12 protein-coding genes are annotated in these 13680 nt (G+C 60.8%); 7 read left to right on the forward strand and 5 right to left on the reverse strand.

Going from position 1 to position 13680, the window contains the following annotated elements; translation table 11 throughout:
• Nucleotides 1-19 precede the first annotated feature (19 nt).
• Entirely contained in the window at nt 20-925 is a 906-nt protein-coding gene (locus ACQZ5F_RS21410) for a hydrogen peroxide-inducible genes activator (protein WP_080843035.1), read from the reverse strand.
• Between the two features lie 211 nt (nt 926-1136).
• Here ACQZ5F_RS21410 and katG point away from each other — a divergent pair, with 211 nt between their 5' ends.
• Nucleotides 1137-3308, forward strand: a complete 2172-nt coding sequence (katG, locus tag ACQZ5F_RS21415) for a catalase/peroxidase HPI (RefSeq protein WP_448730943.1) — start codon at nt 1137-1139, stop codon at nt 3306-3308.
• Between the two features lie 165 nt (nt 3309-3473).
• On the opposite strand, the gene ACQZ5F_RS21420 is transcribed toward katG, so the two are convergent.
• Nucleotides 3474-3650, reverse strand: coding sequence for a hypothetical protein (locus tag ACQZ5F_RS21420; protein ID WP_137087873.1), 177 nt, complete (start codon nt 3648-3650; stop codon nt 3474-3476).
• Nucleotides 3651-3867: 217 nt separating this feature from the next.
• Between ACQZ5F_RS21420 and ACQZ5F_RS21425 the strand changes: the two genes are divergently transcribed.
• A complete protein-coding gene (locus ACQZ5F_RS21425) occupies nt 3868-4761 on the forward strand; it encodes a helix-turn-helix domain-containing protein (protein WP_210239375.1) in 894 nt (297 codons plus the stop codon).
• A 199-nt stretch (nt 4762-4960) separates the two neighbouring features.
• Here ACQZ5F_RS21425 and ACQZ5F_RS21430 read toward each other — a convergent pair whose 3' ends face one another.
• The gene (locus ACQZ5F_RS21430; RefSeq protein ID WP_448730944.1) at nt 4961-7081 is read right to left on the reverse strand and encodes a TonB-dependent siderophore receptor; all 2121 of its coding nucleotides are present in this window, start codon (nt 7079-7081) and stop codon (nt 4961-4963) included.
• A gap of 221 nt (nt 7082-7302) precedes the next feature.
• Between ACQZ5F_RS21430 and ACQZ5F_RS21435 the strand changes: the two genes are divergently transcribed.
• The 4 genes from ACQZ5F_RS21435 to ACQZ5F_RS21450 are packed head-to-tail and all read left to right on the forward strand — an operon-like array spanning nt 7303 to nt 11211.
• On the forward strand, nt 7303-8313 hold the full coding sequence (locus ACQZ5F_RS21435; RefSeq protein WP_052820421.1) for an iron-siderophore ABC transporter substrate-binding protein: 1011 nt from the start codon (nt 7303-7305) through the stop codon (nt 8311-8313).
• A gap of 2 nt (nt 8314-8315) precedes the next feature.
• Nucleotides 8316-9353: a FecCD family ABC transporter permease gene (locus ACQZ5F_RS21440; protein WP_432704559.1), complete on the forward strand. Its 1038-nt coding sequence runs from the start codon at nt 8316-8318 to the stop codon at nt 9351-9353.
• A complete protein-coding gene (locus ACQZ5F_RS21445) occupies nt 9350-10390 on the forward strand; it encodes a FecCD family ABC transporter permease (RefSeq protein WP_448730945.1) in 1041 nt (346 codons plus the stop codon). The genes ACQZ5F_RS21440 and ACQZ5F_RS21445 overlap by 4 nt, the downstream gene beginning before the upstream one ends.
• A complete protein-coding gene (locus ACQZ5F_RS21450) occupies nt 10387-11211 on the forward strand; it encodes an ABC transporter ATP-binding protein (RefSeq protein ID WP_448730946.1) in 825 nt (274 codons plus the stop codon). The genes ACQZ5F_RS21445 and ACQZ5F_RS21450 overlap by 4 nt, the downstream gene beginning before the upstream one ends.
• Before the next feature lie 41 nt (nt 11212-11252).
• Here ACQZ5F_RS21450 and ACQZ5F_RS21455 read toward each other — a convergent pair whose 3' ends face one another.
• Nucleotides 11253-12140, reverse strand: a complete 888-nt coding sequence (locus ACQZ5F_RS21455) for a LysR family transcriptional regulator (RefSeq protein ID WP_225338153.1) — start codon at nt 12138-12140, stop codon at nt 11253-11255.
• A gap of 126 nt (nt 12141-12266) precedes the next feature.
• On the opposite strand from ACQZ5F_RS21455, the gene ACQZ5F_RS21460 reads away from it, so the two are divergent.
• The gene (locus tag ACQZ5F_RS21460) at nt 12267-12623 is read left to right on the forward strand and encodes an antibiotic biosynthesis monooxygenase (RefSeq protein ID WP_052820426.1); all 357 of its coding nucleotides are present in this window, start codon (nt 12267-12269) and stop codon (nt 12621-12623) included.
• Nucleotides 12624-12717: 94 nt separating this feature from the next.
• Here the strand turns inward: ACQZ5F_RS21460 and ACQZ5F_RS21465 are convergent, their stop codons facing one another.
• Complete coding sequence (locus ACQZ5F_RS21465) at nt 12718-13590, reverse strand: helix-turn-helix transcriptional regulator (protein WP_225338154.1); 873 nt, start codon at nt 13588-13590, stop codon at nt 12718-12720.
• Nucleotides 13591-13680 lie beyond the last annotated feature (90 nt).

Consider the following 13680-nt stretch of genomic DNA (forward strand, 5'->3'; position numbering starts at 1 on the left):
GGATTCTGCTGCAGATGGATCAGGCGATGCCAAGTTTCTGGAGACCGCATTCGCGGACAATCTCGGCAATATGGCTGAACTGCCCGGACAGCGGATTGCTCTTGCGCCACACCATGCCGATGGTGCGCGACGGGCGCGGTTCCGCCAGCCGGAACACCGAGACGGTGGATTGCCGCGTCTCCATATCGACCGCCATCTGCGGAATGAGCGTGACGCCGATGCCAGCGCCAACCATCTGTACGAGGGTGGAAAGCGAACTGCCTTCCATAAGCACGCGCGGCGGCGCATTGGTCGTGCTGCAAAAGGAAAGCGCCTGGTTGCGGAAGCAATGGCCTTCCTCCAGCAGCAGCAGGCGCATTTCACCCAGCTTGTCGGCGCTCGGCACCGGCATGCCCGCATCCTCCATGGGCCGCACGAGAATGAATTCCTCCGAAAACAGCGGAACCTCTTCGAGGGCGGGTTCCGATACGGGCAGCGCGACGATCGCCATATCCAGCCGCGCTTCCAGCAGGTCTTCGATCAGTTTTTGCGTCACCGCCTCGCGCGGCCGCGCCTCCAGCCCCGGATAATGCCGGGTGAGTGTTTTGATGACCTGTGGTAAAAGATAAGGCGCGACAGTGGGGATGACGCCGATGCGCAGGCGGCCGCTGAGAGGGCCTTGGCCCGCACGCGCCAGATCCTGCAACTCATCCACCGACCGCAGGATCGAACGGGTGCGCTCGGCGAATTCCTCGCCAAGCGTCGTCAGCCTGATCTGGCGGCTGCCGCGTTCGACGAGCGGCGCGCCGATCAGTTCCTCCAGCTCGCGGATTTGCAGCGAGAGCGCCGGTTGGGAAATGGCGCAGGCTTCCGCCGCCCGTCCGAAATGGCCGATCTTGGCCAGCGCGTCGAAGTAACGGAGATGTTTCATGGAGAGCGCAATCATAAGCTCAGCATATCGCAGCCTTTAGAATATACAATTGGAAATTATGGAACCCGGCTGTTAGTCATCTTCATGACAGAAAGAAGCTGTAGCTGTGAAAGGTCACCAGCGTCGCTGCACGGTCTTCCCATGACCTGCCGCCGCCTCTGGCTCGGAATGCTGCACATGTCGAACTGATTATTTTGTTTAATTGCTAAACCCATCGGAGGGCGAAATGGACGCAACTTCAAAACTGGCTGGCAAGTGTCCTGTCATGCATGGAGGCAATACGGCCTCCGGTAAATCGGTGACCGAATGGTGGCCGAATGCGCTGAACCTCGACATCCTGCATCAGCACGACGCCAAGACCAATCCGCTCGGCACCTCCTTCAACTATCGCGAAGCCCTGAAGACGCTCGACGTCGAGGCCCTGAAGGCCGATCTGCGTGCGCTGATGACGGACAGCCAGGAATGGTGGCCGGCGGACTGGGGCAGCTATGTTGGCATGATGGCACGTGTTACCTGGCATGCGGCCGGTTCCTACCGCGTGACGGACGGTCGCGGTGGCGCCAACACCGGCAACCAGCGTTTTGCCCCGCTCAATTCTTGGCCGGACAATGTCAACACCGACAAGGGTCGCCGCCTGCTGTGGCCGATCAAGAAGAAATACGGCAACAAGATTTCCTGGGCTGACCTCATCGCGCTCGCCGGCACCATCGCCTACGACGTCGCAGGTCTGAAGACCTTCGGTTTTGCCTTCGGTCGTGAAGATATCTGGGCTCCGGAAAAGGACACCTATTGGGGTGACGAGAAGGAATGGCTGGCGCCGAGCGATGGTCGTTACGGCGATGTGAGCAAGCCCGAGACGCTGGAAAACCCGCTTGCCGCCGTGCAGATGGGCCTCATCTACGTCAACCCGGAAGGCGTCAACGGCAAGTCCGATCCGCTGGCGACGGCGGCGCAGATGCGCGAAACCTTTGCCCGCATGGGTATGGATGATGAGGAAACGGTGGCGCTGACCGCCGGCGGCCACACCATCGGCAAATCGCACGGCAATGGCAGCGCCGCCAATCTCAGCCCCGATCCGGAAGCCGCAGGCCCGGAATATCAGGGCCTTGGCTGGATCAACACCAAGGGCCGCGGTATTGGCCGTGACACCGTGGTGTCGGGCATCGAAGGCGCCTGGACGAGCGAGCCGACCAAGTGGGACAACGGCTTCTTCGACATGCTGTTCAAGCATGAGTGGACCTTGACGCACAGCCCCGCCGGTGCTTCGCAATGGGCGCCGATCACCATCGCCGAGGATGACAAGCCTGTCGACGTCGAGGATGCCTCGATCCGCACCATCCCGATGATGACCGATGCCGACATGGCCCTTAAGGTCGATCCGATCTACCGCGAGATTTCGCTGAAGTTCAAGGACGACCAGGACCACTTCTCCGACGTCTTCGCCCGCGCCTGGTTCAAGCTGACGCATCGCGACATGGGGCCGAAGTCCCGTTACATCGGTCCGGATGTTCCGGCTGAAGACCTGATCTGGCAGGATCCGATCCCAGCAGGCCCCACCACCTACGACGTCGCTGCCGTCAAGGCCAAGATCGCCGCTGCCGGCCTGCCGGTCGCCGATCTGGTTGCGACTGCATGGGACAGCGCCCGCACCTTCCGCGGTTCGGACAAGCGCGGCGGCGCCAATGGCGCGCGCATTCGCCTCGCACCGCAGAAGGACTGGGAAGGCAACGAGCCCGCCCGTCTTTCCCGCGTGCTTTCGGTTCTCGAGCCGATCGCCCGTGAAACCGGGGCGAGCATCGCGGATGTGATCGTTCTCGCCGGCAATTACGGTGTGGAACAGGCGGCGAAAGCCGCTGGCTTCGATATTGCCGTGCCTTTCGCGGCCGGCCGTGGCGATGCTTCCGCCGAGCAGACGGATGCCGACAGCTTTGCCCCGCTTGAGCCGCTGGCGGATGGTTTCCGCAACTGGATCAAGAAGGACTATGTCGTCAGCCCTGAAGAACTGTTGCTCGACCGGGCGCAGCTTCTCGGCCTCACAGCGCCGGAACTGACCGTCCTCATCGGCGGCCTGCGCGTCATCGGTGCCAATTATGGCGGTGCGGCGCATGGCGTTTTCACGGACAAGCCCGGCGCGCTGACGACGGACTTCTTCACGACGCTGACGGATATGGCCTATTCCTGGGTTCCGACCGGCAACAATCTCTACGAGATTCGTGACCGAAAGACCGGCGCAGCCAGATTTACGGCGACCCGTGTCGACCTCGTGGTTGGCTCCAACTCCATCCTGCGCGCCTATGCGGAAGTGTATGCGCAGGACGATAGCAGGGAAAAATTCGTCCGCGACTTCATTGCCGCCTGGACGAAGGTGATGAACGCCGACCGTTTCGACCTCGTCTGAGCGGAAAGGCGAGTCCCCAATAAGGCAAAACCTCCCCGAGCGATCGGGGAGGTTTTTTTGATCTTGTCAAAGCCATCCAGGCGCTGCGCTACCCTCGGGCGTTAACCCGTGATGACGCATGAAAAGGGATGCGTGACTTGCGGCTATCGGGATCAAAAGAAACTGTCAGCGGCGGTCGGATGATGAAACCGGCCGGTCAGCGGCCGGTTTTTCGGCTTTCCCCGACGGCGCCTTGCCGCCTTTTTCATTTTCATGCGCATCCGGCCCGGCAACGATGACACCGTGGCCCTGTTCTTCGCGCTTCTTGTCGGCGAAATCGCCCGCTTCCTTCTTGCGATCCATGTTCATCTCCCGTGTTGAGGTCCTGTCATGGATTTAACGGGCGGTGCGGGCGGAGGTTCCAGAACTGCCGCGCAAGCGAATGTTTCTCTTTATAACGATCTTTGCTATTAACATGAATTGATAAGTCATGTTATTGGCGTAGGGGCGCGATGTCTGTTGCGGCATTCGCCGCTTCCCGCGTCCCCAACCTCGGCTCGACAACCGGACGGTAACCGCTTTGAGTTTCTGGCATTCCATGACCTGGCACACGGAAGGGATCAGCGTCACTGCGCCGGTCAAATGGCGCCAGTTCGACGGGCTGGTCAGCGCTTTCTGGGAGGCCGAAAGCCAGATGGGGGCGAAGGGTTATTATCTGGCCGCCGATCCCCGCATCATGATTTTCTTCAACGATGTCTCGTCGCGGATCCGGATTTCCAACCGCGATGGCGAGTTTTCGCAGCATTCGCGGCCGATGACGCGGGCGGTCTATGTGCCGGCCGGCGTGCCGATGTGGACGAGCAGCAATGCCACGCATCGCTTTTCCCATCTCAACCTGCATATCCACAAAGACCGGCTTTTGCGCTTCCTGTCGCCAGCGGTCGGCGGTTCTGCGGCCATGACGGCGCTGCGCCGTCCGGTCGAGATACAGGATATCGGTGCGGTGGAAACGCTGGCAGGCTTGCTTGTCGATGAGCTGGCCGAGCCTTCGAAACATCCGCTTTATGCTGAAAGCCTGATTGGCGGGATCGTCGCTGGATTGCTGGATATTCCCGGTTCAACGCCGGAGCAGGCCAATGGCAGGCTGACGCAGGCGCAGATGAACAGGCTGCTCGCCCGGGTCGAAAAACGCGGTGACGACCGTATGACGGTTGCCGAAATGGCCGATATCGTCGGGCTTTCCGAAAGCTGGTTCGCCACCGTGTTTCGCCAGACCACGGGCAAGACACCGCTGCAATGGCAGCTGGAGCGGCGTATCAATGCCGCCCAGAAACTTCTGCTGGAAGGTGATCTGACCGTTGCCGATATCGCCGCGCAGCTTGGTTTTTCCGATCAGGCCCATCTGACTAAGGCCTTCCGCCACTCGGTGGGCAATACGCCGGCCGCCTGGCGGCGCATGCACAGGCTGCTTTGAGCGGGCGCGCCTTGCCGTCTACGCGCAGCGGTTTTGCCGTTCCGCAAGCCTGGATCCGCTTCCTCCTCGTGCTTGTCCGGAGGATCTGCCAACTTCTAACATGACGAGACGGGATTGGATCCTCGGGACAAGCCCGAGGATGACGTTGAACATTAGGATAATGATGCAATATACTGAAAAATATTGCTAATCGCGACGTTCACCACGTCTTGCGCAGGGTGACGGAAAACGCCCGGCCGGGATTGTAGAAGTCAGCGCCGAAGCCACCATAAGCCACGTGTTTTTCGTTGAAGAGGTTGGAAACATTCACATCCAGAGAGGCGGTTTCCTGGATCTTGTAGCTGAATGCCGCATCCACGGTGACACTGCTGCCGGTTGAGACCTTGTTGGCATTGTCGAAATAATAGGCGCCGGTGTAGCGGCCACCGAGACCAAAGGTCATGTCGCCGAAGTGGTCGTTGCCCTCAAGCGTATAGTTGACCCACAACGAGGCCTGATGTTCCGGCACGAATTGCGGCCGGTTGCCGACATTGCCGCCCGTGCCGTTTTCGGTGATTTCCGCGTCGAGATAGGAATAGGCCGCCGTGAGGCTGAGATTGTCGGTGACTTCCGCCTTGGCTTCCAGATCGAGACCGCGCACGCGCACTTCACCGATCGTGGTCGGCAGGCTGGTGATCGGGCTGGTGACGGTGATGTTGTTTTTCTTCAGGTCGTAGATCGAGGCGGTAAACAGGGCGGGGAAAGCCTCCGGCCGGTATTTGATACCAAGCTCGATCTGCTCGCCGCGTTCCGGTTCAACGCTGAGGCCCGATGCCGGCACCACCGATTCGGCGTAGCTGATATAGGGCGCGATTTCATTGGTGACCTTGTAGGACACGCCGATGCGCTTGGTCAGTTCGCTGATGTCGCCGCTCGCCGTCGTGCCGTTCAGCCGGTTGGTCTGGTCGGTGTCGATCCAGTCGTTGCGCAGGCCGGCGCTGACGATCAGCCTGTCGAAGAAGGTCAGGTCCTGTTGCAGGTAGATTGCCTTGGTTTTCTGGTCCGTCAGCGAGTTGGAGAAGAGCGGCACGGAGGCGGGGGCACCGGTATAGACGGGGTTCATCCAGTTGATGCTTGGGGCCGAGCCGAAGTAGTTTTTGCTGCCGGATGTGTAGTCGTTGTAGAAGACGCCGACGAGGCTGCGGCTTTCGACATTTTCAAACCGCGTATCGTATTGCAGGCGCGTGTCGATCAGGAAGTTTTCGGTCTCGGTGTCGTTGCCGAAATAGGAGCGGTTGGCGATCGTCGAACCGTTGGTCGGCGTGGACGAGATATAGGCGTAACCGAAATCGGTATTGGTCTTGCTGTAGCGCGCATTGGAACTCAGGGTCAGGCCCGAGCCGAAGTCGTGGTCAAACATCACGCTTAGCGAATTGCGGTTGGTGCCGCGATAGTTGTAGTCCGGCTCACCGAAGAAACGGCTGCGGTCGAAATGCGAACCGACCGGATGGCCGCCGCCGCCGGGAACGCCATCCTTGTTGAGGTGGTCGTAAACCACGGTCAGGCTGGTGACATCGGTCGGACGCCAGGTCAGGCCGCCCATGAAAAATTTCTCGTCATCGCGCGAATAGTCATATTCCGCATCGGCATTTCTGAGCTTGCCGGTCAGACGGTAGGACAATGTGTCGTCGCTGGTGATGTTGTCGCCGAAATCGAAGCCAGTCTCGGCGCGACTATAGAAACCGCCGGTGACATAGGCTTCGCCGAAACGGGCGCGTTTCGGCACCTTGGTGGAGTAGTTGACAGAACCGCCGGGATCCGAGACGCCAAACGTGGTGGAGTTGCCGCCTTTCAGCACTTCCACGCGCTCATAGGCATAGGTCTCTTCGCGTGGCGCACCGAAGGGGCGGCCGAGCGTCAGGCCGTCGCGATAGGTATAGGCATCGAAGCCGCGAATCTTGAAATAGTCGAAACGATCGTCGGAGCCGTAGAAATCCGTGGTCACGCCGGCGGTATATTGCAGCGCTTCTTCCACGCTCTGCACGCCGCGCTGCTGCATTTCCCTGGCGGTGATGACAGAAACGGAGGCAGGTGTGTCGAGAATATCGGTCGCCATCTTGCTACCGCTCGTCGTGCGGGTGGCGACGATGGACTTCTGGTCATTGTCGCCGCTGTCGATGGTGATCCGTTCCAGAACCGTGCTGCCGCCCGTCGTGCCAGCTTCCTGCGCCAGCAATCGGCCGGGCAGGGCGACGACAAGCGCCGTGCAGGCAAGCAGGGCCGCTTGCCCGTAACGATGCGGCGCGGTTTTGCGGTTTCTGCCTTCGATTTCGATATTCATTGGTGCGTTCCAGAAGTTGATGTCCCTATCGCCGCTTACACGGCCCACTCTCGAAGCGCCAATAACTTGAGAAAGTTTGTCCGGTATTGTAACTTTTTGCGGTTTTGTACAAAACCCCGGAAATTTCACCGCTGTTCGGGCCGCATATCTTCCTTAGGCTTGACGGGGGCATGTGAAGCTGAGAGTTCAAGTCCACTTTTGAACCTTTGAGAGCTTCGCCCATGCTTCGCCTGTTTAGCGGTCTCGTGCCGGCCGTTTTGCTTTTCCTGTCGATAATCGTGCCGACGACTGCCGCTGCAAACGAGACGACGAGCTATCCCATCGTCATCAAACATGCCTTCGGCACCACGACGATTGCCGGCAAACCGAAGCGCGTCGCCACCGTCGCCTGGGCAAACCATGAGGTACCGCTTGCTCTCGGCGTCGTGCCTGTCGGTTTCGCCGCCGCCAACTTTGGCGATGATGACGGCGATGGCCTGCTGCCCTGGGTGGCAAAGCGGCTTGCCGAACTCAAGGCGGATAAACCGGTTTTGTTTGACGAGGGCGACGGCATCGATTTCGAGGCGGTGGCGGCAACGCAGCCGGATGTCATTCTCGCGGCCTATTCCGGTCTCAGCCAGTCCGACTACGATACGCTGAGCCAGATTGCGCCCGTGGTCGCCTATCCCGTCTCTCCATGGGCGACGGACTGGCGGGACATGATCCGGCTGAACAGCGCCGGCCTTGGCATGGTTGCGGAAGGCGAAGCGCTGATCAAACGCATCGAGACGGAGATTGCCGAGGTGGTCGCCGGCCATCCGCAGCTGAAGGGCAAGTCGGCGATGTTCGTCACCCATCTCGATGCCACCAATCTCAGCGTCGTCAATTTTTACACCGCCAATGACAGCCGGGTGAAGTTTTTCGCCGATCTCGGGCTCGCCTCGCCAAAAAGCGTCGTGGAAGCAACGAAACCGGGACAGTTCGCCGCCGGCGTCAGCGCCGAGCGTGTCGATGCCTTCGACGATGTCGATATTGTCGTGACCTATGGCAGCAAGCCGCTGCTGAATGCCATGCGCGCCGATCCGCTTTTGGCCCGTATGCCGGCCGTTTCCCAGGATGCCATCGTCATGCTGGGGCGCGATCCGCTCGGAACAGCATCCAATCCCACACCGCTGTCGATTTCCTGGGTGCTGAAGGACTATGCCGACCTACTGGCAAAGGCCGCTGAGAAATCCACCGGGAAACCGCAATGACAATGCCTGGGACCGACGGCGCTCCCACCCTGCCATATGCCGGTCGCTCCAGCCGCAGGCGCGCACTCTGGCTTGGCATCGTGCTGGCGCTACTTGCGGTCCTTTGCGCGCTTTCGGTTGCCATCGGCACGCGTGACGTATCGCTGGCCGATATTACCGCAGCGCTTGCCGGCCGGGTTGAGACGGTTGCGGAAGCGGCCGTCGCGGTCCGCCTGCCGCGCACGGTACTTGCGCTTCTGGCCGGTGCGGCGCTCGGTCTGGCAGGAGCGATCATGCAAGGCGTCACTCGCAATCCGCTGGCCGATCCCGGCATTCTCGGCGTCAATATGGGTGCGTCGCTCGCCGTCGTCATCGCCATCGTCTGGTTCGGCATTGCCTCTTCGCAGGCTTTCATCATTGCCGCGATTGTTGGCGCAGGTATCTCTGCCGTTTTCGTTTATGTCGTTGGTTCGCTGGGACGCGGCGGGGCGACGCCGCTGAAACTGGCACTTGCCGGTGCCGCCACATCCGTTGCCTTCTCGTCACTGGTCATCGCCGTGGTGCTGCCGCGCAGCGATATTGCCGGTGGCATTCGCGCCTGGCAGATCGGCGGCGTCGGCGGCGCGACCTTCGAGCGCATCGAGACCGTGCTGCCGTTTCTCGCCGCCGGTTTTGCCATCAGCCTGCTTTCGGCGCGCAGGCTGAATTCGCTGGCGCTGGGAGACGAGCTTGCTGCCGGCCTTGGCGAAAATGTCGCTGTCGCCAGAGCCGTTGCCTCCTTCGGCGCCATTCTGCTCTGCGGTGCGGCCACAGCCATCTGCGGGCCTATCGGCTTTGTCGGGCTGGTGGTGCCGCATCTGTCCCGCCTGCTTGTTGGTGTCGACAATCGCTGGCTGCTGCCGTTTTCCGCGCTTGGCGGCGCCTGCCTGCTGCTTGCTGCCGATATTGTCGGCCGTATCGTCGCACGGCCGTCGGAACTCGATGTCGGCATCGTCACCGCGCTGGTCGGAGCGCCGTTCTTCATCTGGATCGTCAGACGCCAGCGGGTGCGTGAACTATGACCATGCACGCTGCCGTCATCGACACATTGGTCTTGAACCGCCAGACCCGCCACCGCCGGCGTCGCCTTGTCATCGCCATTCTGTCGGCCCTCGTGATTGCCGCATTCACCCTGACGCTGATGCTGGGGCAATCCTTTACGCCGCCCGGTGAGGTGATCCGCGTCTTGGCTGGCGAGGATATTGCCGGCGTCAGTTTCACCGTTGGGCAACTGCGCCTGCCGCGCGCGCTGCTCTCTGTGCTGGCCGGGCTGAGCTTCGGGCTGGGCGGTGTTGCCTTCCAGATCATGCTGCGCAATCCGCTCGCCAGCCCCGATATTATCGGCATCAGTTCCGGCGCGAGCGCTGCCGCCGTCTTCGCCATCGTCGTGCTGCAGTTGAACGGGCCGCTCGTCTCGGTCTTTGCCGTCATCGCCGGTCTTGGCATCGCGCTGCTGGTCTATCTCCTGTCCTTCCGCAACGGCGTGGCGGGAACACGGCTTATCCTTGTCGGCATCGGCGTTTCCGCCATGCTCGAGAGTTTCATCGCCTATATTCTCTCCGTCGCGCCCGCCTGGACGCTTCAGGAGGCGATGCGCTGGCTGACGGGCAGCGTCAATGGCGCCAAACTTGCCCAGACCTCGCCGCTCCTCATCGCGCTTATCCTGTTCGGCGGGCTGCTCATCAGCCGTGCGCGCGATCTTGAGGCGCTCCGCCTCGGTGATGATGCGGCCGCCGCGCTCGGTGTGCGGGTCGGGAAAACGCGCATCATCGTCATCATCGCCGCCGTGGGGATGATCGCTTTTGCCACGGCGGTCTCAGGCCCCATTGCCTTTGTCGCGTTCCTGTCGGGGCCGATCGCCGCGCGTATCGTCGGCAGCAACAGCTCGCTGCTCATTCCCGCAGCACTTGTCGGCGCGGTTCTGGTGCTGGTGGGGGATTATTGCGGCCAGTTCCTGCTGCCGGGCCGTTACCCGGTCGGCGTCGTTACCGGCGCGCTGGGCGCGCCCTATCTGATTTACCTTATCGTGCGGGTCAACCGCAGCGGAGGCTCGTTATGACCGGCCACTCCCTTTCCGTAAGCGGCCTTTCCGCCGGCTACGGTGAAACCCTTATTATCGAAGGGCTGGACCTTGTTGTTCCGCGCGGCAGGATCACGGTCATTGTCGGCGCCAACGCCTGCGGCAAGTCCACCCTGCTGCGCAGCATGTCTCGGCTCATCACGCCCCGCGCCGGTCAGGTCCTGCTTGATGGCAAGTCGATCCACCGGCTTCCTTCGAAAGAACTGGCGCAGCGCATGGGCCTGCTGCCGCAGTCGCCGATCGCGCCGGAGGGCATTGTCGTGGCTGATCTCGTCAGCCGTGGCCGGCATCCGCACCACGGCCTTTTCGCCCGCTGGTCGCGGCAGGACGACGAGGCGGTTGCGGCAGCCCTCGTCGCCACCGATACGGTGGAGCTTGCCGAACGGCCGGTGGATGAACTTTCGGGCGGCCAGCGGCAACGCGTCTGGATCGCCATGGCGCTTGCCCAGCAGACCGACATATTGCTGCTGGATGAACCGACCACCTTCCTCGATATCAGCCATCAGGTCGAAGTGCTGGACCTTCTGACTGACCTTAACCATGCCCGGCAGACCACCATCGTCATGGTGCTGCACGATCTCAATCTCGCGGCCCGTTATGCCGATCATCTCGTGGCCATGCGGGACGGAAAGCTGCATGTCTGCGGCACGCCGGAAGAGGTGTTGACGGAAGAGAATGTCCGCCAGGTCTTCGGCATCGAAAGCCGGGTCATCGAAGATCCGACATCGGGCAAGCCGATGATGCTGCCGATCGGGCGGCACCGGAGTGGGGTCGCGCGGCTGCAAGATAGCAATATCTAGCCGCATGCGATTTATCCCCGGGGTAGACGTCTGTTAAGTCTTCACGGCTTGAAGAGATTGGCCGCCATATAGTCTACGAATACACGCACCTTGGGTGATAGATACCGGCTTGTGGGCCATAGCACCCTGAAGGTGCCGGTCGCCGCCAGATAGTCGTCAAGCACGGATACCAGCTTTCCCTCCGCGATTTCAGATGCGGCTGCGAAGAGTGGAAGACATGTGATGCCGAAGGCGTGCTGAGCGAGGTGGATCAACGGCTCGAGCGTGCTTGCCACGGTGGTTGCCGGAAGGTTCAGCTTGATTTCCTGCCCATCGCGAACGAGTGGCCAGGGTTCCAGCTTGCCGGAATTGGCAAAGCGGTGGTGCAGGCAGCGATGCAGGAGCAGATCTTCCGGCGTTTTGGGGTAACCGTGTGCGGCCAAGTATTCGGGCGACGCGACGATCACATGCCGGAATGTTCCGAGCTTTCGGCTCATCAGGCGTGTGTCCTTCAAATCGCCGGTGCGGATCACGGCGTCGAAACCCTCCTCGATGACATCGACGATGCGATCGGTGAAATCGAGATCGAGATTGATCTCTGGATAGGTGCTCATGAAAGCGGATATCGTCGGCATCAGCAGCATGCCCGCAAGCGGCAGGCTGACACGCAGCTGCCCGCGCGGGACGGCCTGTGATCGCGACAGTTTCGCCTGCGCTTCCTCATATTCCGACTGGATGCGCCGGCAGGTGTCCAGAAAATAGCTGCCTTCCTCCGTGAGGGCGATGCTGCGCGTCGAGCGATTGAAGAGACGAACCCCCAGTTCGTCCTCCAGCCGGGCGACGGCTTTTCCAACCGCGGAGCCGGATATTCCCAGACGGTGTCCCGCCGCGACGAAACTACCGGCTTCGGCCACCTGAACAAAGATGCCGAGCGTACCAAGCTTGTCCAAGATTGCCCCATTGCGGAAATATTTTCCGATATGTTGAGAGTTGCGGCCCGTTTATCCGCTATTTCCGAGGAGATATCCAGACCGTGCCACGCCGATAAGGGCTGTGCGTATCAAACGGAGATATCAATGGAAACGACACCGATTGCCTACTTTTCAGGCGCGCCTGCTGCCACAACCTTCATCGTCAACGTCATCCACGTTCACCCGGGCAAGCAGGAAGAAGCCTTTGCCATCATCCAGGACGTTGTCCACTACGTTGCGGAACGGAAGGAAGGATTTCTCTGGAGCAACCTCGCGAAAAGCAAGGACGGCCTGACCGTCGTCAATATCGAAGCGATCCAGGATGCCGGCAATGTCGACGAGTTCTTTACCGACCCGGTTTTCGTTGAGAAATTCAGGCGACTGGATACGGTTTCGAAGAGCGAATTCCACGCCTATTCCGTCGATGATCTCGTCCTTCCAAAACGGATCGCGACCGAGTGAAGGTCTGGGGTGGTAGGTTTTTCTGACTGGAATAAAGCGCACCGGCAGGGACTCACCCTGCCGGTGCCGGCGTGGCGCTCTCACACCAGAACAGTCACGGCCATGCCGCATAGGATGGCGGCGGCACGTTTTGCATGCGCATCCCCATTCGCCGGAAACGGCCGGGTGAGGTGCCTTCGTTGCGGGTGAAGAAGCGATTGAAATAGCCGGGGTCCTGAAATCCCAATCGGAATGCGATTTCAGCGACTTGCAGTGAAGAATTCAGAAGAAGATCGCGCGCTTCGGATAGCAGTTCGCGATGAATATAGGCCTGCGGCGAAAGCCCCGTCGCCTTGCGCACCGCAAATCCAAGGCGTTCGCGGCTGACGCCGAGTTGCCTCGCATAGTCTTCCACACCCCATTGGTCGCGCTTGTGCTGGCTGACCAGCAGGACGAACCGTTCAGTAAGGCTGCCGGGCGTGGAGACGGCTGCGGCAATATCGGCGATGGCGTGCTGGCAGATGCGGATGAGCGTGACGGAGAGCAGGCTGGCGATGATCGTGTCCGAACCGGTTGTCGCGCGGACATTTTCGCTGGCGATGGTCTCTAGATAACCCGCAAGTTCCTGCCGGTCCTTTTCCGCCGGCACCTGCGTCAGAACACGCTGCAATATATTGCGCACGGTGCTCGCGCTCATGCCGGTGGGCATCGCATGGGCAAGCCCGATTTCGCTCGTCTTCAGCAGCGATCCACGGCTTCCGGCATTCAGCCGCAGGCGGCCGGCGGGGCCGATGGGGAGCCAGACAAGCCCCGGTGCCGGAACAGGCAACGTCTTTTCGCCCTGTATTATCTCCGCTTCCCCGGCTGAAAGGAGAAGCAGATGGGCGCTATCCGATTCCAGCCGGAATTCGGATATGCGCAGCGTCGAGGCGAGGGTGCGTGCCGTGATCTCCACGCGATTGCCGGCAATCTGGCTGTACAGCGGCATTCATCCTCCAAAAGTACAATAATGCGCTACATTAGTGCATTTTATATGTGGCTGTCATTGCTAAACTTTGATCAGCGCAGGGGAAAGCCT

This window comes from Agrobacterium sp. 22-210-1, assembly GCF_053522525.1.

What these genes read in the sequence shown, in the direction of transcription:
- katG (WP_448730943.1), top strand. Translation starts at nt 1,137, where the DNA reads ATGGACGCAACTTCAAAACTGGCTGGCAAGTGTCCTGTCATGCATGGA.
- ACQZ5F_RS21445 (WP_448730945.1), top strand. Translation starts at nt 9,350, where the DNA reads ATGACCATGCACGCTGCCGTCATCGACACATTGGTCTTGAACCGCCAG.
- ACQZ5F_RS21410 (WP_080843035.1), bottom strand. Translation starts at nt 925, where the DNA reads ATGATTGCGCTCTCCATGAAACATCTCCGTTACTTCGACGCGCTGGCC.
- ACQZ5F_RS21430 (WP_448730944.1), bottom strand. Translation starts at nt 7,081, where the DNA reads ATGAATATCGAAATCGAAGGCAGAAACCGCAAAACCGCGCCGCATCGT.
- ACQZ5F_RS21465 (WP_225338154.1), bottom strand. Translation starts at nt 13,590, where the DNA reads ATGCCGCTGTACAGCCAGATTGCCGGCAATCGCGTGGAGATCACGGCA.
- ACQZ5F_RS21435 (WP_052820421.1), top strand. Translation starts at nt 7,303, where the DNA reads ATGCTTCGCCTGTTTAGCGGTCTCGTGCCGGCCGTTTTGCTTTTCCTG.
- ACQZ5F_RS21450 (WP_448730946.1), top strand. Translation starts at nt 10,387, where the DNA reads ATGACCGGCCACTCCCTTTCCGTAAGCGGCCTTTCCGCCGGCTACGGT.
- ACQZ5F_RS21460 (WP_052820426.1), top strand. Translation starts at nt 12,267, where the DNA reads ATGGAAACGACACCGATTGCCTACTTTTCAGGCGCGCCTGCTGCCACA.
- ACQZ5F_RS21420 (WP_137087873.1), bottom strand. Translation starts at nt 3,650, where the DNA reads ATGGATCGCAAGAAGGAAGCGGGCGATTTCGCCGACAAGAAGCGCGAA.
- ACQZ5F_RS21440 (WP_432704559.1), top strand. Translation starts at nt 8,316, where the DNA reads ATGCCTGGGACCGACGGCGCTCCCACCCTGCCATATGCCGGTCGCTCC.